At 70.6% G+C, this 22,315-nt stretch carries 23 protein-coding genes; 14 read left to right on the plus strand and 9 right to left on the minus strand.

The features are described 5' to 3' along the window. Positions 1-32 precede the first annotated feature (32 nt). The 5 genes from AC4GYY_RS14495 to AC4GYY_RS14515 are packed head-to-tail and all read left to right on the plus strand — an operon-like array spanning position 33 to position 6,503. On the plus strand, positions 33-869 hold the full coding sequence (locus AC4GYY_RS14495) for an XrtA system polysaccharide deacetylase (RefSeq protein WP_491121571.1): 837 nt from the start codon (positions 33-35) through the stop codon (positions 867-869). Further along, entirely contained in the window at positions 866-1,915 is a 1,050-nt protein-coding gene (locus tag AC4GYY_RS14500; protein ID WP_491121572.1) for a FemAB family XrtA/PEP-CTERM system-associated protein, read from the plus strand. Before AC4GYY_RS14495 ends, AC4GYY_RS14500 begins: the two co-directional genes overlap by 4 nt. A 1-nt stretch (position 1,916) precedes the next feature. Then, on the plus strand, positions 1,917-3,077 hold the full coding sequence (locus AC4GYY_RS14505; RefSeq protein ID WP_491121573.1) for a TIGR03087 family PEP-CTERM/XrtA system glycosyltransferase: 1,161 nt from the start codon (positions 1,917-1,919) through the stop codon (positions 3,075-3,077). After that, positions 3,074-4,600 (plus strand): exosortase A, encoded by a 1,527-nt coding sequence (xrtA, locus tag AC4GYY_RS14510; protein ID WP_491121574.1) that lies wholly within the window; start codon positions 3,074-3,076, stop codon positions 4,598-4,600. Before AC4GYY_RS14505 ends, xrtA begins: the two co-directional genes overlap by 4 nt. A gap of 10 nt (positions 4,601-4,610) precedes the next feature. Then, positions 4,611-6,503 carry an XrtA/PEP-CTERM system amidotransferase gene (locus AC4GYY_RS14515; RefSeq protein WP_491121575.1) on the plus strand — a complete coding sequence of 631 codons (1,893 nt, stop codon included), beginning with the start codon at positions 4,611-4,613 and terminating at the stop codon, positions 6,501-6,503. Here AC4GYY_RS14515 and AC4GYY_RS14520 read toward each other — a convergent pair. From AC4GYY_RS14520 to AC4GYY_RS14545, 6 genes are all read right to left on the minus strand, one after another. Continuing rightward, positions 6,484-7,404 carry an alpha/beta hydrolase gene (locus tag AC4GYY_RS14520; RefSeq protein WP_491121577.1) on the minus strand — a complete coding sequence of 307 codons (921 nt, stop codon included), beginning with the start codon at positions 7,402-7,404 and terminating at the stop codon, positions 6,484-6,486. The genes AC4GYY_RS14515 and AC4GYY_RS14520 overlap by 20 nt on opposite strands. Further along, positions 7,401-8,348, minus strand: coding sequence for an alpha/beta hydrolase (locus AC4GYY_RS14525; RefSeq protein ID WP_491121578.1), 948 nt, complete (start codon positions 8,346-8,348; stop codon positions 7,401-7,403). The genes AC4GYY_RS14520 and AC4GYY_RS14525 overlap by 4 nt, the downstream gene beginning before the upstream one ends. A gap of 63 nt (positions 8,349-8,411) precedes the next feature. Beyond that, entirely contained in the window at positions 8,412-8,597 is a 186-nt protein-coding gene (locus tag AC4GYY_RS14530) for a hypothetical protein (RefSeq protein ID WP_491121579.1), read from the minus strand. After that, positions 8,584-9,045 carry a GreA/GreB family elongation factor gene (locus tag AC4GYY_RS14535; protein ID WP_491121580.1) on the minus strand — a complete coding sequence of 154 codons (462 nt, stop codon included), beginning with the start codon at positions 9,043-9,045 and terminating at the stop codon, positions 8,584-8,586. The genes AC4GYY_RS14530 and AC4GYY_RS14535 overlap by 14 nt, the downstream gene beginning before the upstream one ends. Further along, a complete protein-coding gene (locus tag AC4GYY_RS14540; RefSeq protein WP_491121581.1) occupies positions 9,042-10,121 on the minus strand; it encodes a 1,9-bis(guanidino)-5-aza-nonane synthase in 1,080 nt (359 codons plus the stop codon). Before AC4GYY_RS14540 ends, AC4GYY_RS14535 begins: the two co-directional genes overlap by 4 nt. A 106-nt stretch (positions 10,122-10,227) precedes the next feature. Next, the gene (locus AC4GYY_RS14545; protein WP_491121583.1) at positions 10,228-11,484 is read right to left on the minus strand and encodes a type III PLP-dependent enzyme; all 1,257 of its coding nucleotides are present in this window, start codon (positions 11,482-11,484) and stop codon (positions 10,228-10,230) included. Between the two features lie 137 nt (positions 11,485-11,621). On the opposite strand from AC4GYY_RS14545, the gene AC4GYY_RS14550 reads away from it, so the two are divergent. Beyond that, entirely contained in the window at positions 11,622-12,587 is a 966-nt protein-coding gene (locus AC4GYY_RS14550) for a threonine ammonia-lyase (protein ID WP_491121584.1), read from the plus strand. Next, positions 12,584-12,751 carry a hypothetical protein gene (locus AC4GYY_RS14555; RefSeq protein ID WP_491121585.1) on the plus strand — a complete coding sequence of 56 codons (168 nt, stop codon included), beginning with the start codon at positions 12,584-12,586 and terminating at the stop codon, positions 12,749-12,751. The genes AC4GYY_RS14550 and AC4GYY_RS14555 overlap by 4 nt, the downstream gene beginning before the upstream one ends. Here AC4GYY_RS14555 and AC4GYY_RS14560 read toward each other — a convergent pair. From AC4GYY_RS14560 to AC4GYY_RS14570, 3 genes are all read right to left on the minus strand, one after another. Further along, positions 12,726-13,943 (minus strand): flavin monoamine oxidase family protein, encoded by a 1,218-nt coding sequence (locus AC4GYY_RS14560; protein ID WP_491121586.1) that lies wholly within the window; start codon positions 13,941-13,943, stop codon positions 12,726-12,728. The two genes, AC4GYY_RS14555 and AC4GYY_RS14560, sit on opposite strands and share 26 nt — an antisense overlap. A 98-nt stretch (positions 13,944-14,041) precedes the next feature. Then, on the minus strand, positions 14,042-14,947 hold the full coding sequence (gene rpoH, locus AC4GYY_RS14565; protein WP_491121587.1) for an RNA polymerase sigma factor RpoH: 906 nt from the start codon (positions 14,945-14,947) through the stop codon (positions 14,042-14,044). Between the two features lie 61 nt (positions 14,948-15,008). Further along, on the minus strand, positions 15,009-15,956 hold the full coding sequence (locus tag AC4GYY_RS14570) for an RluA family pseudouridine synthase (protein ID WP_491121588.1): 948 nt from the start codon (positions 15,954-15,956) through the stop codon (positions 15,009-15,011). Between the two features lie 12 nt (positions 15,957-15,968). On the opposite strand from AC4GYY_RS14570, the gene AC4GYY_RS14575 reads away from it, so the two are divergent. The 7 genes from AC4GYY_RS14575 (at position 15,969) to AC4GYY_RS14605 (ending at position 22,293) form a co-directional block, all read left to right on the plus strand. Continuing rightward, positions 15,969-16,538, plus strand: a complete 570-nt coding sequence (locus tag AC4GYY_RS14575) for a M67 family metallopeptidase (protein WP_491121589.1) — start codon at positions 15,969-15,971, stop codon at positions 16,536-16,538. Next, positions 16,535-17,176, plus strand: a complete 642-nt coding sequence (locus tag AC4GYY_RS14580; protein WP_491121590.1) for a histidine phosphotransferase family protein — start codon at positions 16,535-16,537, stop codon at positions 17,174-17,176. The genes AC4GYY_RS14575 and AC4GYY_RS14580 overlap by 4 nt, the downstream gene beginning before the upstream one ends. 57 nt (positions 17,177-17,233) lie before the next feature. Further along, entirely contained in the window at positions 17,234-19,537 is a 2,304-nt protein-coding gene (locus AC4GYY_RS14585) for a chemotaxis protein CheA (protein WP_491121591.1), read from the plus strand. Continuing rightward, the gene (locus AC4GYY_RS14590; RefSeq protein WP_491121592.1) at positions 19,534-19,944 is read left to right on the plus strand and encodes a chemotaxis protein CheW; all 411 of its coding nucleotides are present in this window, start codon (positions 19,534-19,536) and stop codon (positions 19,942-19,944) included. The genes AC4GYY_RS14585 and AC4GYY_RS14590 overlap by 4 nt, the downstream gene beginning before the upstream one ends. A gap of 72 nt (positions 19,945-20,016) precedes the next feature. After that, the gene (locus AC4GYY_RS14595; RefSeq protein WP_491121593.1) at positions 20,017-20,382 is read left to right on the plus strand and encodes a response regulator; all 366 of its coding nucleotides are present in this window, start codon (positions 20,017-20,019) and stop codon (positions 20,380-20,382) included. 13 nt (positions 20,383-20,395) lie between these two features. Next, a complete protein-coding gene (locus AC4GYY_RS14600; protein ID WP_491121595.1) occupies positions 20,396-21,451 on the plus strand; it encodes a chemotaxis protein CheB in 1,056 nt (351 codons plus the stop codon). Then, positions 21,448-22,293, plus strand: a complete 846-nt coding sequence (locus AC4GYY_RS14605) for a CheR family methyltransferase (protein ID WP_491121596.1) — start codon at positions 21,448-21,450, stop codon at positions 22,291-22,293. Before AC4GYY_RS14600 ends, AC4GYY_RS14605 begins: the two co-directional genes overlap by 4 nt. Positions 22,294-22,315: the final 22 nt, after the last annotated feature.

The following is a 22,315-nucleotide window of genomic DNA, read 5'->3' on the forward strand; positions in this document are numbered from 1 at the left end:
CCGTTAGGACGGCGCCGTTCAGAGGTGGTGCGATGCTCAACGGTCTGTCGGTCGATGTCGAGGAATGGTTCCAGGTCGGCGCGTTCGAGCGCACGATCGACCGCGCCCACTGGCCGGCGCTCGAATCGCGGGTCGCGCACAACACCGGGCGGGTCCTCGACCTCTTCGCGGACGCCGGGGTCAAGGCGACCTTCTTCACCCTCGGCTGGGTGGCGGAGCGCAGCCCCGCGCTGATCCGCCGCATCGTCGACGAGGGGCACGAGATCGCCAGCCACGGCTGGGACCACCAGCGCGTCTTCACCTTCACGCCCGCTGAGTTCCGGGCCGACCTCGCCCGCGCCCGCGCGGCGCTGGAGGATGCGGGCGGGGCAAAGGTCACCGGCTACCGCGCGCCCAGCTTTTCGATCGACGCGCGCACCCCATGGGCGCATCCGGTCCTGGCGGAGGAGGGCTACACCTATTCCTCCAGCGTCGCTCCGGTTCGCCACGACCACTATGGCTGGCGCGACTCGCCGCGCTACGCCTGGCGCCCGCTTGCGGATGCGGCGTTGATCGAGCTGCCGGTGACCGTCGCCGAGTTCGCCGGGCGCCGGATGGCGACCGGGGGTGGGTTCTTCCGGCTCTTCCCGGCGGCGCTGACCGATTTTGCGGTGCGGCAGGTGGCGGGAGAGGGACGGCCCGCGATCTTCTATTTTCATCCGTGGGAGGTCGATCCCGACCAGCCCCGGGTGTCTGGCGCGCCGCTCAAGTCGCGCGTCCGCCACTATAGCCGGCAGCGCGCGATGGCGGGCAAGCTCGCAGCGCTGGTGCGCCGACATGAGTGGGGCCGGGTCGACGCCGTGGTCGCCGGCGAGGCGCGGCGGACGTGAACGCGGTTCCGCGCGCCGCCGACTTCGCGGTCCCCGCCGCCGAAGCGCGCATTCGCGGCGCAACGGCCGAGGACAGGGCGGCGATCACGGCCTTCGTCGCTGCGCATCCCGAAGCGACGCCGTTCCATCTTCCCGCCTGGTCGCACGCGGTCGAGCGCGCATGTGGGCAGCGCGACCGCACGCTCGTCGCCGAGCGCGAGGGTGTGGTCGTCGGCGTGCTGCCGCTCACCGAGGTCCGGTCGCCGTTGTTCGGCTCGGCGCTCGTCTCGGCGAGCTTCGCGGTCGATGGCGGCATGCTGGGACATGGCGACTTCGCCCCCGCCGCGGCCGCACTCGCCGATCGACTGGGCATTCGTACGGTCGAGCTGCGGGGCGGCCCGTTGCCGGCGAGCTGGACGCGCGACGACGTGACCTACCTGGGGTATGCGCGCGATCTGGCGGCGGACGACGCCGCCGAGCTCCTCGCTATCCCTCGCAAGCAGCGCGCCGAGGTCCGAAAGGCGCTGGCGAACGCGCTGGAGGTCGTCACCGGCGGCATCGAACTCGCCGACGAACACTACCGCGTCTATGCCGAATCGGTCCGCAATCTCGGTACGCCGGTGTTCCCGCGCGCGCTGTTCCGGGAGGTGCTTCGGACCATGGACTCCGACATCCTGACGGTCCGCCACGATGGCCGCGCGGTCGCGAGCGTACTCAGCCTCTATCACCGCGGCACGGTCTATCCCTACTGGGGCGGCGGGATCGAGGCGGCGCGGGGGCTGCGCGCGAACGACCGGATGTATTTCGCGCTGATGGCGCATGCCCGCGCGCGGGGTTGCACGCGGTTCGACTTCGGTCGATCGAAGGCCGGAACGGGCGCGGCGGCGTTCAAGAAGAATTGGGGGTTCGAAGGTCGCGCGCTCGCCTACGCCAAATGGTCGAAGGGCGAGGCGCGCGAGATCAACCCGCTCAGCCCCAAATATGCGCTGATGGTGCGGACGTGGCAGAAGCTGCCGCTCCCGGTCGCGAACCTCGTCGGACCTTGGATCAGCCGCGGGCTGGGCTGAGATGGAGGTCCTCTTCCTCGCCCACCGCGCGCCCTTCCCGCCCGATCGCGGCGACAAGATCCGCAGCTACCACGTCGTGAAGCACATCGCGTCGTTCGCGCGCGTCCACCTGATCGCCTTCGCCGACGACCCGCGCGACATGGAGCCGCCGGCGGAGTTCCGCGATTTGCTGGGCGAATGCGTGATCGTGCCGCGCGCCAAGTCGCGGGCCAGGGCGGCGGCGGAAGCGCTGGCGACGGGCAAGCCGCTGTCGCTGACCGCCTTCGCCGACGCGCGGGTTGGCGGCGCGGTGCGCGACGTGCTCGCGCGGCGTCCAATCGACGCGATTTACGTCTTCTCGGGGCAGATGGCGCAATATCTGCCCACCGCCGCGCCCCGGACGGTGATGGACTTCGTCGACCTCGATAGCGCCAAGTTCGCGGCCTATGCCGACGACGCGCGCGGGCCGATGCGTTGGATGATGCGGCGCGAGGCCCGGCTCCTCGGCCGGTTCGAGCGTGCGACCGCCGCGCAGGTAGACGCGAGTCTGTTCGTCAGCGCGGCCGAAGCGGCGCTACTGCCGGGGGCGCAAGCGCTGGAGAACGGGATCGACACGGCGACGTTCGATCCCGCGATCGTCGCGCCGGTGGCCGCGCCCGGCCCGCTGATCGTCTTCACCGGCCAGATGGACTATCGTCCGAACATCGACGCGGTGCTCGCCTTCACACGCGAGTCGCTCCCGGCGATCCGATCCTGTCATCCAAACGTACGCATCGCGATCGTCGGTCGCGCGCCGACGGCGGCGGTGAAGGGCCTGGCGAGCGGAGGCGTCGTCGTCACCGGCGAAGTCCCCGACGTTCGCCCTTGGCTCGCCGCGGCAGCGGTCGTGGTGGCGCCGCTTCAGCTTGCCCGGGGGGTGCAGAACAAGGTGCTCGAGGCGATGGCGATGGCGCGTCCGGTAGTCGCCTCTTCCGCCGCTGCCGAAGGGATCGACCACGTGGGGACGATTGTGGTCGCGGACGAGCCGGCCGCGGCAGTGTGCGGGCTGCTCGCCGATCCCGCGCGGGCGGCGGTGCTCGGTGAGGCGGCCCGCGCGCGCGTGATCGCGCGCTACGGCTGGGACGCGCGCCTGGCGGGCTTGCACGGGCTGCTCGCCGGGCCTTTACCAAGGAGGGCGGGGTGACCTCCCTCGCGATCGCCCCGCCGCGCACCTCGGGTTGGCGCATCCATCTCGTCGCGTTGGCGCTGGCGATCGTCGCCTTGCTCGCCGCCTTCGCGCCGGACGTCGGCGATCTCGTCCATATCTGGTGGACCTCGACCACCTTCGGGCATTGCCTGTTCATCCTGCCGGTGGTCGGCTGGCTGATCTGGACGCGCCGCGCCGGGCTCGCCGAGCTGACGCCCATGTCGTGGTGGCCCGGCCTCGCGCTCGTCGCCGCGGGCGGGTTCGGCTGGCTGCTCGGCGATGCCGCAAGTCTCGCCTTGGCGCGCCAACTTGGGCTGGTGATGATGATCCAGGGCGCGACGCTGACGATCTTGGGGCCGAACGTCGCCCGGGCGCTCCTGTTTCCGCTCGCCTACCTCTACTTCGCTGTTCCGTTCGGCGAGGAACTCGAGCCGCCGCTTCAGTCGCTCACCGTTTCGATGATGCTGCCGATGCTCCATGCGGTCGGCATTCCGGCGAGCGTCGACGGGGTGCTGATCCATGCGGGCCGCTATTGGTTCGAGGTGGCGGAGGCGTGTTCCGGCGCGAAGTTCGTGATCGCGATGCTCGCTTACGGCGCGCTTGTCGCCAACGTCTGCTTTGCGTCCTGGACCAAGCGTGCGGTCTTCATGGTCGCGGCGCTGGCGATCCCGGTGCTGGCCAATGCGGTGCGCGCATTCGGGACGATCTGGGCTGCCGATCTCGTCGGGGTCGAGAAGGCGACCGGGTTCGACCATATCGTCTACGGCTGGGTGTTCTTCGGCGTCGTCATGGCGCTGGTGATGGCGGCAGGGTGGCGCTGGTTCGATCGCGCGCCGGACGATCCGGCGTTCGATCCCGCGCAGTTGCAGGCGACGCCGCGCCATACGCTCGCGCTCGCTCCGGCGGCGCTGCTGGTGATGGCGACCGCGCTCATCTTCCCGGCCTGGAGCGCCGCGGCGGGAGCGCAGACTGCGCCGCTGCCGGCGAGGGTCGCGCTGCCCGAGGTCGCCGGCTGGCAGCGTGCTCCGCTCGACGCCGATGCGCCGTGGAGCCCCTATTACCCCTCGGCCGACCATTATCTGATCGGTCGCTACGTCGACGCTTCGGGCGATGCGGTCGAGCTCTCGATCGCCGTGTTCGCCAAGCAGCGCGAAGGGGCGGAGCTGATCGCGTTCGGCACCGGCGCGCTGCGCGAGGCGGATCGCTGGATCCGCGTCGAGGACCAAGCCGCGATCGCGGGCGGATCGGCGATGCGGGTCGTCGCGGCGGCGGATGACGGCCGCTCGGTCGAGCGGGTGATCGCGACCTGGTATCGCGTCGGGGGCGTGACGACCGCCGAGCCGCTGAGAGTCAAGCTGGCCACCACCGAGGCGCGGCTGCTCGGCGGCAACCAGACCGCGATTGCCATTCACACCTCCGCCATCGTTCGGCCCGGTCGCGACCCGCGCGCGGCGATCGCGCGCTTCATGGCGGCGCTAGGGCCGATCGACGGGGTGTGCGAACGGCTGCTCGGGCGCTAGGGCCGGGCGGATGTGCGGCATCGCGGGCCTTTACTATCCGGGCACCCCCAAGCCCGTCGATCCGCAGCGCATCCGCGCGATGACCGATGCGATGGCGGTCCGCGGCCCGGACGGCTCGGGCGTCTGGACCGCGCCGGGCGTCGCCTTCGGTCACCGCCGCCTGTCGGTGATCGACGTCGAGGGCTCGCCCCAGCCGATGCTGAGCGAGGACGAGGCGCTGGCGATCGTCTTCAACGGCGAGATCTACAATTACGTCGCGCTCCGCACCGAGCTGGAAGCGCGGGGCGCGCGGTTCCGGACGCAGGGCGATACCGAGGTGCTGCTCGCCGGCTGGGCGGCCTGGGGGCCGTCGATGCTCGACCGGCTGGTCGGGATGTTCGCCTTCGCGATCCACGACGCGCGGGCCAACTGTCTGTTCATGGCGCGCGACCGGCTGGGGGTGAAGCCGCTCCATTACGCCGAGCTGGCCGACGGAGCGCTGGTGTTCTCAAGTGACCTCAAGGGCCTGCTAGCGCATCCTCTGCTCCGGCGTGAGCCGAGCCTCCAGGCGGTCGAGGATTATCTCGCCTACGGCTACGTCCCCGACGACGCCTGCCTGGTCGCGGGCGTCCGCAAGCTGCCGGCTGGGACCTTCCTGCTGGTCGAGCGCGGCAAGCCGGTCCCCGCGCCGCGCCGCTGGTGGAGCCTGAGCTTCGCCGATCGTGCGAGCGGGTCTGCTTCCGCACTCGAGGAGGAACTGCTCGACCGGATGCGCGAGGGCGTGCGGTCGCGCATGGTGTCCGACGTGCCGCTCGGCGCATTCCTGTCCGGAGGCGTCGACAGCTCTGCCGTCGTCGCGCTGATGGCCGAGGCGAGCCCGCGCGCCGTTTCGACCTGCACCATCGGGTTCGACGAGACGGGATATGACGAGCGATCCTACGCCCGCACCGTCGCGGAGCGGTTCGCGACCGATCACCGCGAACGGGTGGTCGATCCCGACGATTTCGCGCTGATCGACACGCTCGTCGCCGCCTTCGACGAGCCGTTCGCCGACGCCTCGGCGCTGGCGACCTATCAGGTCTGCAAGCTCGCGCGCGAGACCGTGACGGTGGCGCTCGCCGGTGACGGCGCGGACGAGGCGCTGGCGGGGTATCGCCGTCACCGCTTCCAGGCGGCGGAGGAGCGAGTGCGCGGGTTGCTCCCGGCCGATATGCGCGCGCGCGTCTTCGGCGTGCTCGGCCGCGTCTACCCCAAGGCGGACTGGGCGCCACGAGCACTGCGGGCAAAGACGACGCTGCTCTCGCTCGCCGACGATGGGGCCGAGGCCTATGCTCGGGCGGTCGGGGTCACGACGCCGGCGCTCCGCCACCGCCTGTTCACCGACGCCGCGCGGCGCGCGCTCGCCGGGCACCGTGCGGAGGACCGCTATGTCGCCGCGATGCGCGACGCGCCCGCACGCGATCCGCTCGACCGCGCGCAATATGCCGACATGACGATCTGGCTCCCGGGTGATATCCTGACCAAGACCGACCGGACCAGCATGGCGGTGAGCCTGGAGGCGCGCGAGCCGCTGCTTGATCACCGCCTCGTCGAGTTCTGCGCGACCCTGCCGACCTCGCTTCGTCTCCGAAGAGGGGAGGGGAAGTATCTGATGAAGAAGGCGATGGAGCGCTATCTGCCGCCCGCCATCCTCTACCGTCCGAAGATGGGGTTCGTGACGCCGGTCAGCGCCTGGTTCCGCGGAGTGCTGGCCGGCGAAGCGGGGGCGCTGGGCCGATCGCGGGTGCTGTCGCAAACCGGGTGGTTCGACATGGCCGAACTGGCCCGGCTTGCGGAGGCGCACCGCTCCGGTCGCGAGGAGCATGGCCGGACGCTCTGGCAGTTCGTGATGCTCGAACGCAGCCTCACGCGGCTGTTCGGCTGAGCGCCTCGATCAGCCAGCGGTTGTAGAGCTCGGGCCAGAGCGCTGCGGGCGAGCCTAAGGGTGCACGCACCCCGAACCCGTGGCCCCCGCGAGCGAACAGATGGACTTCGCGCGGCACCCGCACGCGCCGGGCGGCGGCGGCAAGGTCGAGCGTGTTGACGATCGGCACCGTCTCGTCGTCCTCCGCCGCCGCCAGGAAGAGCGGCGGCGCGCCCGCCAGGTGGGCATCGACCGCGTAGCGCCGGACCGACGCCTGATCGGGCGACGGCCCCAGCAGGTTCGCCCGGCTGCCGCCACGGCTGCGGCCCGCGCTCATGTTCGACACGGCGTAGATCAGCCCGGCCGCCGCCGGGCGCGCGGACAGCCGGTCGACGGCGTCGGTGGGCGAATAGGCGCGGTACTCGGCCAGCGTCGCCAGCGCGCCCGCCAGATGGCCGCCCGCGGAGAAGCCGAGCACGGAGACTCGCGCCGGATGGACGCGGTAGCGGGTGGCGCCCTCGCGGATCAGCCGCAGCGCGCGCTGCGCGTCCTGGAGCGGCACGTCGGCGCGGTCGCGCCAGCCGTCGATGGGCAGGCGGTAGGCGAGGACGAAGGCGGTGATACCGAACCGCGTCAGCACCTCGCCGACATCCGCGCCTTCGTTCTCGATCGAGACGAAGCCGTAGCCGCCGCCGGGAATCACCAATACCCCGCGCCCGTCTGGGCGAGCGGGACGATAGACGCCGAGTTCGGGCGTCGCCGCGCCCTGAAAGACCGCCGGTCGGGCGAGCCCACCCGGCGGCATCCGCGGCCAGAGCGCGATCCGCTCCGACGCCGGCCAGCGGCTCGCCGCCTGCGCGGTCGCGGGCGCAAGCGCCGCCCCCGCACCGAGGCCGAGCAGCGCGCGTCGGTCGAGCGTCACGCGGGCTTCGGCGCCGCCAAGGTGCGGGTCATCCAAAGATCGAACAGGTCGGGCCAGCGGGACCCCGGCCTGTCCGCGGAGAGATATGCGGGGCCGAAGCCGTGTCCGCCCTCCTCGAAGAAGTGAGCTTCGATCGGTACGCCGGCGGCGCGGCACGCCTCCATCATCGCGATCGGCTCACGTGCGGGGACCACCGGATCGTCGAGGGCGTGAGTGATGAAGACCGGCGGCGTGTCGTGGCTGACGCGCTGCGGCGCGTCGAACCGTGCCGAGGGAAGCTTGCCGACCCGCATGAGCGAGCCCGAGACGACGGGGTAGACCAAACCGGCGAAGGCCGGTCGGGCCGGGAGATCGTCGGCCGCGTCGATCCTCGCGTAGACAGGATCCCCGCTCGCCACCGCGAGACTGGCGGACAGCAGCCCGCCCGCGGAGAAGCCGATGCAGCCAAGCTTCGCGGAGTCGATCCCGTATCTGGCGGCGTCGCGGCGGATCAGCCGCATCGCGCGCTGCGCGTCCTGGAGCGGCACGTCCTCAGGCTCGAGCCAGCCCTCACCGGGGAGGCGGTAGGCGAGCACGAACACCGTCACGCCCTTGGGCGCGAAGGTCCGGGCGACGTTGATCCCCTCGTTCTCGACCGAGATGAACTCGTAGCCGCCGCCCGGCAGCGCGAGCAGCGCCCGCCCATCCGGATTGGCGGGCCGATAGACGCCGACCACCGGCTCGGCGACCCCGCGCAGCCACAGCTCGCGCCGCGGCGGCTCGCCGTTCATCGACGGCGCGTAACGGGGCAGGACCTTGGGCGAGTTGGGCGGGCGTCCCGGCCAGAGCCGAACGTGCTCGGCCGGAGGCCATTGGGTCGTGGTCGTCTGCGCCGCCGCACGCTTGGCGAGGGTCAACGAGGCAAGACCGAGCGACCCCGCGAGCACAGTCCTACGATCGGGCATCCGTCTTCTCCGCACCGCTTCTCGATCGGTTACGCCAGCCGAGCGCCGATCGGAAGCCTGCGTTCAGCGCAGCTTGGCGATCGACAAGCCATCCGCCTTGGCACGGTCCTTCGTCGATTCCTCGCTGCGCTTGAGGGCCTTGGCGATGGCCTTGAGCGCCATGCCCTTCTTGGCGAACTGGTGCAGCTTCTGGATCTCGTCGGCGGTCCAGGGCTGGCGGTGACGCTCGAACACCTCACCCTTGCTCATCGTCGACCTCCAAGACCTCGACCGTGCCGCCGCCGAACGCGACGTCGTCGCCGTCCGCTGCGCGCATCAGCGCGCGGGCGAGCGGAGCCTGGAAGGCGATCAGCCCGGCGGCCGGATCGGCCTCGTCGCCACCGACGATCGAGACCGTCCGCGTGTCCGCCCCCACCCGGTACGTCACCCGGCTGCCGACGCCGACCCCGCCGTCGATGCGCGCCGCGACCACCTCGGCGGTGGCGCGGCGCGTCCGCCAGTAGCGCAAGTCGCGTTGCAGGACCTTGCGACGCTCCTCATCCGCCTCGCGCGCGATCTCCGCCGCCAGCGCGTCGGCCCGCGCCTCGATCTGCGTGAGCCCGCGCGCGGTCACGAGGTTCGGGCCGGCGGCGATCGGCAGCTCGAACTTGGGCTCGAGATGCTCCTCGTCGCTCTCGCGGCGGAAGGCGACGCTCACGTGAAGAGCTTCGCCCAGCCGTGGACGGGACGATCCTTCCAATGGCCGCGGTGATAGGCGTCGGACGCCAACAGCGGCATGACCGAGCCGGCTTCCGCGAACACCATCTGCTCGATGCCGGTGTTGACCTTGCCCCACGACGCCGCCTCCTGGAGGGTGGAGGAGGAGCAGGCGCCGTCACGAACGTCGGCGACGGTGATCTGGACCGCGTATTTATGAACCTGGACGTCGTCATGGCCCAGGATCTCGGCGCAGACGACCGTATCCTGGATGAAGTTCTTCGGCACGCCGCCGCCGATCATCAGCAGGCCGGTGACGCCCGCCTCGATCTTGATCTGGGTGAGTTCGCGGAAGTCGGCCACCGCGTCGATCATGACATAGGGCCGGCCGGCTTTGGCGGCGTCGACCTGGTGCTTGACCAGCCCAAAGCCTGCGGAGGAATCGACGAACGCCGGGCAGAAGATCGGCACGTCGTGCTCGTAGGCGAGCTTTACGAGGCTGTTCTCCTTCTTGCCGTGCTCGACAAGATACTTGCCCATCTCGCGGATGAACGCCCGGCTGCTGTACGGCCCGGCGGGTAGCGACTCGGCGATCTCGAAGATCGTATGATCGACCTGCTGGAGCGCTTCTTCGTCGATATAGGTGTCGTAGATGCGGTCGATGTAGAGCGACCGCAACGTGTCGTCGTCCGGGATCTCCAGCGCCTGGTAATGCTTGTGGCCGAGCCCCTCGAAGAAATCCATGTCGACGATGGTCGCGCCGGTGGCGACGATGCCGTCGACCATGTTGTTGCGGACCAGCTCGGCATAGAGGTCCATGCAGCCGCCGGCGGAGGTCGAGCCCGCGATGACGAGGAAGATGGTGCAGTCGCGGTCGGCCAGCATGTCGTTGTAGATGCCGGTCGCGCGGCCGAGGTCGCGGCTGGTGAAGCTCATGTCCTTCATCGCATCGACGATCGGGCGCGCGTCGAAGCTCTTGATGTCGATATGCTTGACCTGCTTGGAAAGCAGTTCGGCCTTGCGGTTGGAGGTGTCCGCCGGCTGGGCGGCGGCGGTCTTGATCAGGCTGTCGGTCATGGGTGATCCCGTGCAGATGCCCGCAGTCGTTCGTGGGGACGCGGAAACCCGTGTGGGGACGGCGGCCCGAAGGCCGCCGCCACCCGATGTCGGTATGACGCTGGTCTTACAGCTTGACGACGTTCGACGTCGCGCGCCGTTCCTCGACGTGGTACAGGGACGCCATCGGTTCGTCCGTGGCGATCACCGTCTCGTCCGATCCGAAACCGTTGAAGGCGGTCCGCATCGCCGAGCCATAGGCGCCAAGCATCCCGATCTCGATATAGTCGCCGGTGCCGATGTCCGCCGGCAGCTCGAACGGGCCGGCCATATGGTCGATGTCGTCGCAGGTCGGACCGTAGAAGCTGAATCCGTGCGGGCGGACGTCCGACGGCGGCTCGCGCAGCAGCTTGACGGGGAAGCGCCAGCCGATGTGCGCGGCGTCGAAGAGCGCGCCGTAAGCCCCGTCGTTGATATACAGCTCCGACCCTCGGCGTTTCTCCACGCGCACGACCAGCGAGCTGTATTCGGCGCAGAGCGCACGGCCCGGCTCCGCCCACAGTTCGGCCGAATAGCTGATCGGCAGCGATTCGAACGCGCGGTGGATAGTGTCGAAGTAGCGCTCGAGGTCCGGCGGCTCCATCCCCGGATAGGACGACGGGAACCCGCCGCCGACGTCGATCACGTCGACGGTCACCGCCGCCTCGACGATCGCCGCCCGGACGCGCTCCATCGCGTTCGAATAGGCCTCAGGCGTCATCGCCTGCGACCCGACGTGGAAGCAGATGCCGAGCGCATCGGCCGCCTGGCGCGCCGCGAACAGCAGCGGCTTGGCGTCCTGCGGCGCCACGCCGAACTTCGACGCGAGGCTCAGCTTGGAATGCTCCGACGATACGCGCAGCCGGACGCAGAGCGTCAGGTCGGTGGCTTCCACACCGTCCCGGCCCGCGGTCGCGCGCATGATCTTGTCCAGCTCTTCCAGGCTGTCCAGGCTGAAGGTGCGCACGCCGTGGACGTGATACGCCTCGGTGATCGCATCCTCGTTCTTGACCGGGTGCATGAAACACAGGGTCGCACCCGGGAGCGTACGGCGCACCATGCGCACCTCGGCGATCGAGGCGACGTCATAATGGGTGATGCCGTTGTCCCACAGGATCCGGATCAGCTCGGGACTCGGGTTCGCCTTGACCGCATACATCGAGCGGCCCGGGAACTTCTGGGAGAAGAACCGGGCGGCCCGCGCCGCAGCATGCGGACGGACGAGCGTGACCGGCTGGACCGGTCGACGCTGGGCGATCTCGAAGGCGTCCTCCACGCCCACCGGGGCGGAGGTGACGGCAGTCGACGGGGCAGCTAGCCCCAGCGCGCGATGATGCTGGTGCAAATCAAGGGACCTCCAAGTGCCTTTCGGCGACGACAAAGAAGCTGCCTTGCGGTTGGAAGTCCCATGGGGCAGCGGAGGTGCGAATTAGGGTCGCTTGGCCCGCATGTAAAGTGGCCGCGGACCCCGAAAGTTCATCCATGACAATTTTGCGACAACCGACCCGTGCCGGGGTCAGAGACGCGGCCGCCAAGGTCGCGGCCGTCCTCCCGCCGACCCCAGCCTTCTCACGCGAAATCAACGGGGTGCAGGTCCTCTTCAAGGCGGAATCGCTTCAGCCGATCGGGGCGTTCAAGATCCGCGGCGCATGGCATCGGCTGACCGCCTTGGACGACGAAGCGAGGCGAAAAGGGGTCGTGGCGTTCTCCAGCGGCAACCACGCGCAGGGCGTCGCCTGGGCCGCCAAGCGCTTGGGGATCGCGGCGACGATCGTCATGCCCGCCGATGCGCCGCGCGCGAAGGTGGAGGGGACGCTGGCGCTCGGCGCCGAAGTGGTCAGCTACGACCGCGCCACCGAGTCGCGCGAGCAGATCGCCGCTCGTCTCGCCGAAGCCCGCGGTGCGACGCTGGTGCCGAGCTTCGACGATCCGTGGATCATCGAGGGGCAGGGAAGCGTGGGACTCGAGGCGGCGGCGCAGATGGAGGCGCTGGGGCTCGGCTCGCCCGTGCATGTCGTGATGCCGTGCGGCGGCGGCGGGCTGGCGGCGGGGATCGCGTTGGGGCTGAAGGACGCCCGCATCACCGTGGTCGAGCCGGAAGGCTGGGACGACATGCGCCGCTCGCTCGAGGCGAGCTGGATCTTGCCGGTCGGCGATTCGCCCCCGCCGACGGCGTGCGACTCGCTCCAGACCAAGCAGGTCTCACCATTGACCTTCGACGTGCTTTCTCGCCGCGACGCGACAGGGGTGGCGGTCAGCGAGGCGGAGACCGCGGCGGCACAGCGTTGGGCCGCGCAGGAGCTGCGGCTGGTGATCGAGCCCGGCGGCGCGGTCGCGCTCGCGGCGGTGCTGGCGGGCACGGTCGCGGTGGAGCCGGGGCTGCTCGTGATCCTCTCGGGCGGGAACGTCGATCGACAGGCCTATGGGCGGGTGCTGGCAGCCTCGTGACCGGGATCGAGTCCGCCGCCCCGGCGATCGGGATGCTCGGTAGCTTCGCCTGCCTGATCGGCGGCGGCTATCTGCTCGCGAGCGGACGCGATCGGCGCAAGGGCGTGCTGCTGCTCGTGATGGCCGCGGTGCTGGCGGTCAACGTCGCGATCTGGACGATCTGAGCACCGCCTCGGCCGCGTGCAGGCCGGTCGCGTAGGCGCCGTGCGCGGTCGAGAAGTCGGCCGTGGAGCAGGCCTCGCCGGCGAAGAAGATGCGGTCCTCGACAGGGGTCGCGAGGACCCGTCGCTGCGTCGCGTGGCCGATCCTGGCGTGGCTGTAGCCGCCGTGGATATGCGGCTCGTGCCGCCAGCGCGTCGCGATCAGCGGCACGAGTCGCGACCGGATACCGTTGCCGAGCAGGCGGGCGAGTTCGTCGGCGACGAAGGCGAAGGCGTCACGTTCCTCCAGCGCGTCGGCTGTGTCCCCGCCGAAGAACGCCTCGATCAGCGGCAGCCCGAGCGGGGACAGGCGGTAGCTGGCGGTGCAGGCGCTGTGCGGGTCGCCGGTGACATGCGCGTTTGCGGGCCACTCGACCGCGCCCGAGACGCCGACGAACACCTTGTCGGCAATGCCGAGCGGCAGGTCGGAGGCGGCCTGCACGTGGTCGTCGAGCGGGGGATCGAAGACGAGGTCGCCGCGGGCGAGCGCCGTGGTCGGGACGGCGACGATCACCCGGTCCGCCTCGATCGTCCCCTGCGGCGTCTCGATGCGGAGGCGCGCGCTCGAGCGGTCGATCCGGGCGGCGGGGAGGCCGAGGCGGACGGGGATGCCGGCGGCGTGGTCGGCGATGAGCGTGCCATATCCCTCGCGCACCGCCCAATTGTCGCGGGTCGAGGCGTCCTCATACGCGACCCAGTCGTGGAGCGAGACTCGCGCCAGGCTCGCGCCGTTGGCGTAACCCGAGATCGCGTCCAGCATCGGCAGCCATTGCTCGTCCTGAACGAAGTCGGAGAGTGGGCGATCGGGGCCGGAGAGAGCGGCATGGGCCGCAGCCTGCCAGCGGCCCCAAGCGGCGGAGAAGGCCTGTTGCTCGGCTCGCGGGAAGCCGAGGTCGCGCCACTGCTCGCCCCAATGCGCGGTATCGGGATCGATCGTGAAGCCGCGGGCGCAAGCGATGTCGCTCCACGGATTGCGCTTGGCCGAGTGGAGCCAGCCGCAGCCGAGGTCGATCGCGCCACCGGCGAGCGGGATCGAATGGGCGCGACCGCCGAGGCGGTGCTTGGCTTCGATCAGGAGAACGTCTTCGCCGGCGTCGTGGAGGCGACGGGCAGCGGCGATGCCGGCCGCGCCGGCGCCGACGACGAGGGTCAGCATGCAAGGTACCCGCCGCGGACGACGCTCGCGTGGTCGGACCGCCTCGACGGCATGGCCGCCGAGCCGCCGGCCGGGCTGGCGAGTGCCTTCGCCACCGTTTACGCGGCTGCGAGCAGCCGCTTCTCTCCCGCCAGCCGCATCATCGCCTTTTGCAGCTTCTCGAACGCGCGAACCTCGATCTGCCGCACTCGCTCGCGCGACACGCCGTACACCTGGCTGAGCTCCTCAAGCGTCTTCGGGTCATCGGTCAGCCGGCGCTCGGTCAGGATGTGCTTCTCGCGGTCGTTCAGGTCGCTCATCGCGTCGACCAGCATGGTATGGCGGACGTCCGCCTCCTGCTGGTCGGCGACCACCTTGTCCTGGAGCGGGGCGTCGTCCTGGAGCCAGTCCTGCCATTGGCCCTCGCCGTCCTCGCGCATCGAGACGTTGAGCGACGTGTCGCCCCCCATCGCCATGCGGCGGTTCATGCTGACGACGTCGTTCTCGGTCACGCCCAGGTCGGTCGCGATCTTGGTCACGTCCTCCGGCTTGAGATCACCATCCTCGAACGCATCGAGCTTCGACTTCATCCGACGCAGGTTGAAGAACAGCTTCTTCTGCGCCGCGGTCGTGCCCATCTTCACGAGGCTCCACGAACGCAGGATATACTCCTGGATCGAGGCGCGGATCCACCACATCGCATAGGTCGCGAGTCGGAAGCCGCGATCGGGCTCGAACTTCTTGACGCCCTGCATCAGGCCGATGTTGCCCTCCGAGATCAGCTCGGAGGTGGGCAGGCCGTAGCCGCGGTAACCCATCGCGATCTTGGCCACGAGCCGCAGGTGGCTGGTGACGAGCTGCGCCGCCGCGTCGGGGTCCCCATGCTCCTGGAACCGTTTGGCGAGCATATATTCCTGCTCGGGCGCCAGGATCGGAAACTTCTTGATCTCGGACAGATAGCGGTTGAGGCTCTGCTCCCCGCCGAGAGCAGGAATCGTCGCCGGGACGTTGCTGCGCGCTGCCATGATCTGAACTCCCTTTCCTGGCGGCCGGGCCTGCTGCGTTGCAGCGACACGACGCCGATTTCTATACGATAAGCTGACTGAACAGTTCCTGCATGTCAGCAGGCATCGCGCTATCGAACGCCATAGCGGCGCTTGTGATGGGGTGGATGAACCCCAGGTGCGCGGCGTGCAACGCCTGCCGGCGGAAACCCAGCGTTTCGACGACCCGCTTCGTCTCCTTCCGGTCGCGACCGTAGGCCGGATCGCCCAGCAGGGGATGCCCGATCGCCGCCATGTGGACGCGGACCTGGTGGGTGCGCCCCGTCTCCAGCCGGCACTCGACCAGCGCTGCGTGGCGGAGCCGCTGCTCCGTGCGGTAATGCGTGACCGCGCGCTTGCCGCCCGCGACCACCGCGACCTTCTTCCGATCGGCGGGGCTGCGCGCGAGCGGCTTGTCGATCGTCGCCGCCGGCGGGGACGGGTGACCGGCGACGATCGCCTTGTAGCGTCGGTCGATCGAATGGACCGCGAATTGCTTCGCCAGTCCCTCGTGCGCGCGGTCGGTCTTGGCGGCGACCATCAGCCCCGAGGTGTCCTTATCGATCCGGTGGACGATCCCCGGCCGCGCGACCCCGCCGATCCCGCTCAGCGACCCGCCGCAATGGTGGAGAAGGGCGTTGACCAACGTCCCGTCGAGATTGCCGGCGGCCGGGTGGACCACCAGCCCCGCCGTCTTGTCGATCACGATCAGATGCTCGTCTTCGAAGGCGACGACGAGCGGAATATCCTGCGCCTCGTTGTGCGCGGGCGCGGGCAGGGGAATCGAGACCGCGAAGGTCTCGCCCGCTGCTGCGCGTTTGGCGGGGTCGCGGACCGCCTGGCCCTCGCGGGTGACGGACCCGGCGTTGATGAGGACCTTGAGCCGTTCGCGCGACAGGGTCGGGACCGCATCGGCGAGCGCACGGTCGAGCCGCCAGCCGTCGGCGGCCGGTGCGATCGTCGCTTGCAGAATTGAGGCCCCCCGGTCCAAGATGTGTCTTAGATGGGTGACACGGTCGAAATTTCAAGCGCGATCCTGTTGCGGATCATGCGGATGGTGATGATCGCCGCGCCGGATTCGCACCTGCGCCCACGCGCTCCGGGCGATCCGTATCCGTGGCACGAATGGTGCGGTATTTTGCGAGGGAAGCGAACCGATGGTCGCGAGGTCGTGACCCGCGCCGATCTGACGGACAACGTCTCGGCAAACCCGGCCCGTGAATTCGAGATCGACCCCGCCGCACTCATCGCCGCCTACCGTGGCGAACGCCGTCCGCGCGGGCTTGCCGTGCTGGGCTTCTTCCATACCCATCCCGATGGCCCGGCGACGCCATCCGTTCGAGATGCGGAGTGCGCCGCACCCGATGGCAAACTCTGGGTTATCGCGGGGCGGGACGGGGTGCTTGTGTGGAGGGCCGTCGCGGACGGTGCGATGCACGGACGCTTTGATCGGGTGATCTTCACGTTGCGCACAGGCTCGCGAGTTGAAACGGAGTGCCCAGGGATTGTATGGCGGGGCATGGAACTGGAGCGTCGCGTTCGCTTCGAGCTCGAAGCAAAGGGCGAAATTTGACCATCTCCGCCGTCGACCTCGCCAGCCTGCTCTGTTCGCGGCTGTGCCATGACCTCCTGTCGCCCGTCGGTGCGCTCAACAACGGGCTCGAACTGCTCGCCGACGAGACCGATCCGGCGATGCGCGAGCGGTGCATGGAGCTGCTGGGCGAAAGCGCTCGGACCTCTGCCGCCAAGCTCAAGTTCTTCCGGCTCGCCTTCGGCGCCGCGGGCGGGTTCGGCGAGGCTGTCGATTCGCGCGAGGCGAAGAGCGCGATCGAAGGCTTGTTCGGCGACAAGGGGCGGCTCGCGGTCGAGTGGCTGGTCGAGGACGAGCGGCTATCGAAGGGAGCGGTCAAGGTGCTGTGCATCCTCAGCATGATCGCGGGCGACGCGCTGGTCCGCGGCGGGCGGCTCGATATCGGCGCGGAGGCCGAGGGCGGTGCGGTCGAGATCGTGATCCGCGCGACCGGCCCGCGGCTCGCGCTGGACGAGGAGCTGCGGTCGGTCCTCCTGCACGGAGAGGCGGGCGACGCGCTCGGCCCCCGCGCGGCGCCCGCCTTCCTCGTCCACGCGCTCGTCTCCCAGGCGCACGGCAAGGTGATGATCACCGATCTGGAGGACGGCGTCCTGTTCGGCGCGGCGATGCGCGCCGAGTAAAGGCGCTGGTAACCACCGCTGGTGCATCCCGGCTGGCGACGCCTCGCCGGGGACCCAGTGGACGACATCCTTCAAGAGTTCATCGCCGAGACTCGCGAGACGCTGGAAGCGCTCGCCGGCGAGATCGTCGCGTGGGAGGCTGACCCCGCCGACCGCGCGCGGCTCGATGCGATCTTCCGCTTCGTCCACACCGTCAAGGGAAGCTGCGGCTTCCTCGACCTGCCCCGGCTCGAGCGGCTGAGCCATGCCGCCGAGGACGTCCTCGCGGCGGCGCGGACGGGCGAGCGCAAGCCCGATGCCCGGCTGGTCGATGCGGTTCTCGCGGTGGTCGACCGCATCGGCGAGATCGTCGAGGCGATCGACGCAGGAGCGAGCCTCGACGACACCGGCGAGGACCTTCTGATCGCCGCGCTCTCGGTTGAGAGCGGGATTGCGGTCTCCGCGCCGGCCCCGGCCGCGGTCGCCGCGGCGAGCGCGCCGCGCGCGCCGACCCGCAGCGTCCGCCTCTCGGTCGACCTGCTCGACCGGATGATGACCGGCATGTCGGACATGGTGCTCGCGCGCAACGAGCTGGCGCGCCGGGTCCGCGACGAGGGCGCCGAGCCCGCGCTCGAGGCGGCGCTCGATCGTCTCTCCGCGACGGTCGCCGACATGCGCGAGACCGTGTCGCGGACGCGGATGCAGACCGTCGACGCGCTGTTCTCGCCGCTGTCGCGCATGGTCCGCGACACGGCGGCGACCCTCGGCAAGCAGGTCGCGCTGACCGTCGACGGCGCCGACGTCGAGCTCGACCGCGAGATGATCGAGATGATGCGCGATCCGCTCGTGCACATGGTGCGTAACGCGATCGACCACGGCATCGAGAGTCCGGCCGAGCGCCGCGCCGCCGGCAAGCGCGAGGTCGGGCGCCTGGCCGTCTCGGCGCGCCAATCGGGCAACCGGATCATTATCGAGATCGCCGACGACGGGCGCGGCATCGATGTCGACGGGCTGGTCGCGAGCGTCATCGCGCGCGATCCCGCGCGCGAGCCGGCGGTGCGCGCCATGTCCCCCGTCGCCAAGCTCGACCTGATCTTCGAGCCGGGAGTGTCCAGCCGGGCCGAGGTCACGCCGATCTCCGGTCGCGGTGTCGGGATGGATGTCGTCCGCGCCAACGTCGAGCAGATCGGCGGCCGAATCGGCCTCACCAACCGTCCGGGGCAGGGTCTCGTCCTGTCGGTCGAGGTGCCGCTGACGCTGGCGATCCTGGCGGCGGTGGTCGTGAAGGTGGAGCAGCAGCGCTTCGCGGTGCCGCGGGTTGCGATCGAGGAGATCGTGGCGACGAAAAGCGACGCGATCCGGCTCGATCGCCTGGGTGGCGCGCGCATGGCGACGATCCGCGGGCGACGGCTGGCGATGGTCGATCTCGGCGAGCTGCTGGGGTTGGCCGTGACGCGCCGCGACCCGCCGATGCTGGCGATCGTCGACGTGCCGGGCGGCGCCTATGCGCTTGGGATCGATGCGGTGCTCGACACCGAGGAGCTGGTGGTCAAGCCGGCGGCCCCGGCGGTGATGGCGGCGGGGATCTATGCGGGTCAGACGCTGCCCGACAGCGGGCTGCCGCTGCTGCTGCTGGACTGCGCCGCGATGGCCGCCACCGCCGGCCTGACGTTCGAGCGTCACCAGGCGAGCGAGGAGTCGAGCGCCGATGCGCCGGTGCCGGGCCTCGCGGTGTTCCTGTTCGAGGATCTCGACGGACGTCGACGCACGATCCCGCTCGCCGCGATCGACCGGGTCGAGCGAGTCGCGGCGGCCGCGATCGCCCAGCTTGGTGGCCGGTTGCACCTGGTCGACGGAGACCGGACGGTGCCGCTGGTGACCTCGGGAACGCTACCGGCCCGAGACGACGTTCCCGTCCTGCGGCTCCGCGATGGCCGGCGCGAGGTCGGGTACGCGATCCGCGAGGCGATCGACATCGTCACGCTCGACGCGCCGCTTGCGCCGGCCGCGCGGCCCGGCGCGATCCTGGGGGTCTCTGTGCTGGCGGGCGAGGCGATCGAGATGGTCGATCCGCTCTGGCTGCTCGCCCAGGCGCACGAGGCTGCGGCGATCGCCGACCGCCCGAGCTGCCGGCTGGGGGGCGAAGGCGCCGCGTGGATGACGAGCTTCTTGGCTCCCGCGCTGGAGGCGGCAGGCTACCGCATCCTCCACGACGGGGCCGCGGAGGCGGACGTCACCCTGGTCATGGAGGGCGACGAGCCTCCGTCGGGAACGGACGGCGCGGTGCTGACCCTGAGCCGCGAGCCCGAGCGCGGCGTCTATTGCTATGACCGCGCGGCGCTGGTGTCCGCGCTCGCGGACCGACTGGGAGCGCGCGCGTGACCCTCTACCTCCTCGCCCACCTCGCGGGCCGCGGTGTCGCGGTCGACAGCGCCGAGGTCGACTCGGTGATCGAGCTGGGCGCCATCGTGCCGGTTCCCTGCGCCGGCGACGCCGTCCTGGGTGTGGCGGCGCTCCGCAGCCGGGTGGTGACCGTGCTCGACACCTGGCGGCTGCTCGGCCTCGACCCGCCCAAACGCCCGCCCCGCGGGGTGATCACGCGCGTCGACGGCCACGATTACGCCGTCCTGTTCGACAGCGTGGAGGACGTCGCCACGCTCGAAAGCCAGCCGGTGCCGCCCGAACTCGCGTTGCAGGGCCTGTGGGCCCGCGCCGCGCGCGGGATCGCCGAGGTCGGGGGCGAGCCCATGCTGGTCGTCCGCCTCGATGCGCTCGTCGCGGCCGCCTGAGCGAGCTTAACCAAGAGCTTACCTGTCGCTGCGACAAGCGACGCTTCGCTGTCAGTCCTTGAGGAACACCGGATGAAGACCTGCCTCGTCGTCGACGACTCCAAGGTGATCCGCAAGGTCGCGCGCCATATCCTCGAGTCGATCGATTACCGCGTGGTCGAGGCGGGCGACGGCGTTCAGGCGCTGGAGGCGTGTCGTGCGGAAGCGCCGGACGTGGTGCTGCTCGACTGGAACATGCCGGTCATGAACGGGATCGACTTCCTGCGCGCGCTGGGCACGGAGGCGTTGGCGAAGCGCCCCAAGGTGGTGTTCTGCACGACCGAGAACGGCATGGCGTATATCCGCGCCGCGATCGACGCCGGCGCGGACGAATATGTCATGAAGCCGTTCGATCGCGAGACGCTGCAAAGCAAGCTCCAGATCGTCGGTCTCGCCTGAGATCTTGGCCCCGGTGGCGACAGCACCCCTCCTCACCGACGCCGCGCCCGCACCCGCCCGCGTCCTGATCGTCGACGATTCGGCGGTCGCGCGCGCGGTCCTCTCCCGGCTCGTTGCCGAGCAGCACGATTTCGAGCTGGTCGCCGCGGTCCCGGATGCGTCGTCGGCGCTGCGGGTGATGGCGCAGCGCGCCGTCGACCTGGTGGTGCTCGATCTCGAGATGCCCGGCGTCACGGGCTTCGCCGCGCTGCCGGACCTGCTCGCCGCCAGCGCGGGCGCCCGCGTGCTGATCGTCTCGTCCGCCGCGGCCGACGGAGCGGCGGCGACGATCCAGGCGCTGGCGCTGGGGGCGGCGGACACGCTGGTGAAGCCGGCCGCGGGCGGGCTCGCCGGGTCGTTCGCGCGGATCTTCACCGACAAGCTCCGGCGGCTGGCGCGCGATGACGAGCCGTCGCCGCTGCCGCTGCCGCTGCCGGCCGCGCTGCCGCGGGGGTTCGATCTGGTCGCGATCGGCGCGTCGACCGGAGGCATCCACGCGCTGGGGCAGCTGCTCCGCGTACTGCCGCCGACGTTCCGTAAGCCGATCCTGATCACCCAGCATCTGCCGGCGTCCTTCACGCCCTATTTCGCGGCGCAGGTGGCCGTGCTCGGCGGGCGGCCGTGCGACATCGGCGAGGACGGGCTTCGTCTGCGTGCCGGCCGCATCGTCATCGCGCCCGGCGACGCGCATCTGATCGTCGCTCGCCTACCAGAGGGCGGCGCTGCGGTACGGTTGTCGCGCGAGCCCGTGTCGAGCGGCTGTCTGCCCTCCGTCGACCCGATGTTCGCCTCGCTCGCCGGCGCGTTCGGCGCGCGTACGCTCGCCGTCGTGCTGAGCGGAATGGGGCGGGACGGCGAGGCCGGCGCCGGGCGGGTCCGCGCGGCGGGCGGTGGGGTGATCGTCCAGGACGAGGCGACCTCGGTCGTATGGGGGATGCCCGGCGCGATCGCATCGAAGGGCGCGGCGGACCTGGTGCTGCCCCCGCACGAGATCGGCCGCGTGATCGCCGCCGCAGGCGCGGCGCGATGATCCCGTCGCAATCCGAAGGCGCGACCGCGGCGCTGTCGGCGCTGCTGGAGGCGCGGACCGGGCAGCAGCTCGCCGCGGCGCGCGCGTGGCGGATCGAGACCGCGCTGGGGCCGCTGCTCGCCGCGACCGGCGCGTCCGACGCCGCCGCACTGGTCGCCCGGCTCGTCGGCCAGGGCGATCCGGGCCTTGCCGATCGGATCGTCGACGCGCTGCTCAACCAGGAGACCTCGTTCTTCCGCGACGCGGGAGTGATCGAGGCGGCCGCCGCCGCGATCACCGAGGTCGGCGCCGACGATCCCCAGGGACGCCGATTGCGGATCTGGTCGGCCGGCTGCGCGACGGGGCAGGAGCCGCTGTCGCTGGCGATGCACTTCGCGGAAGTCGGCGGCGCGGCGCCCGACATCGTCGCCACCGATGTCTCCGAAGGCGCGCTGACCCGTGCCCGCGCGGGGCGCTTCTCGCAATTCGAGATCCAGCGCGGGCTGCCGGTGCGCCGGATGGTCCGCTGGTTCGACGCGGTCGGCGGCGACTGGGTGGCCAAGCCCGAGCTGATGCGGATGGTGTCGTTCCGGCGGCACAATCTGGTGGTCGACGCGCCGCCGGTCGGGCGGTTCGACGCGATCTTCTGCCGCAACGTGCTCTTCTACCTAACGCCGGCGCTGCGCAGCGCGGTGTTCGACCGGCTGGCGTCGGCGCTGCGCCCCGACGGATTGCTGGTGCTGGGCGCGGGCGAGACGGTGATCGGGCTCAGCGACCAGTTCCGACCGAGCCGACGGTTTCGCGGGCTTTACGAACTGGCGCCGCCCGCCGCCCCCTTGGCGGTACGGAGCGCCCTGGGGTAGGCGAAGGAGTCCACGCCGGAGT

The sequence above is a fragment of the Sphingomonas sp. SP6 genome (assembly GCF_058313435.1).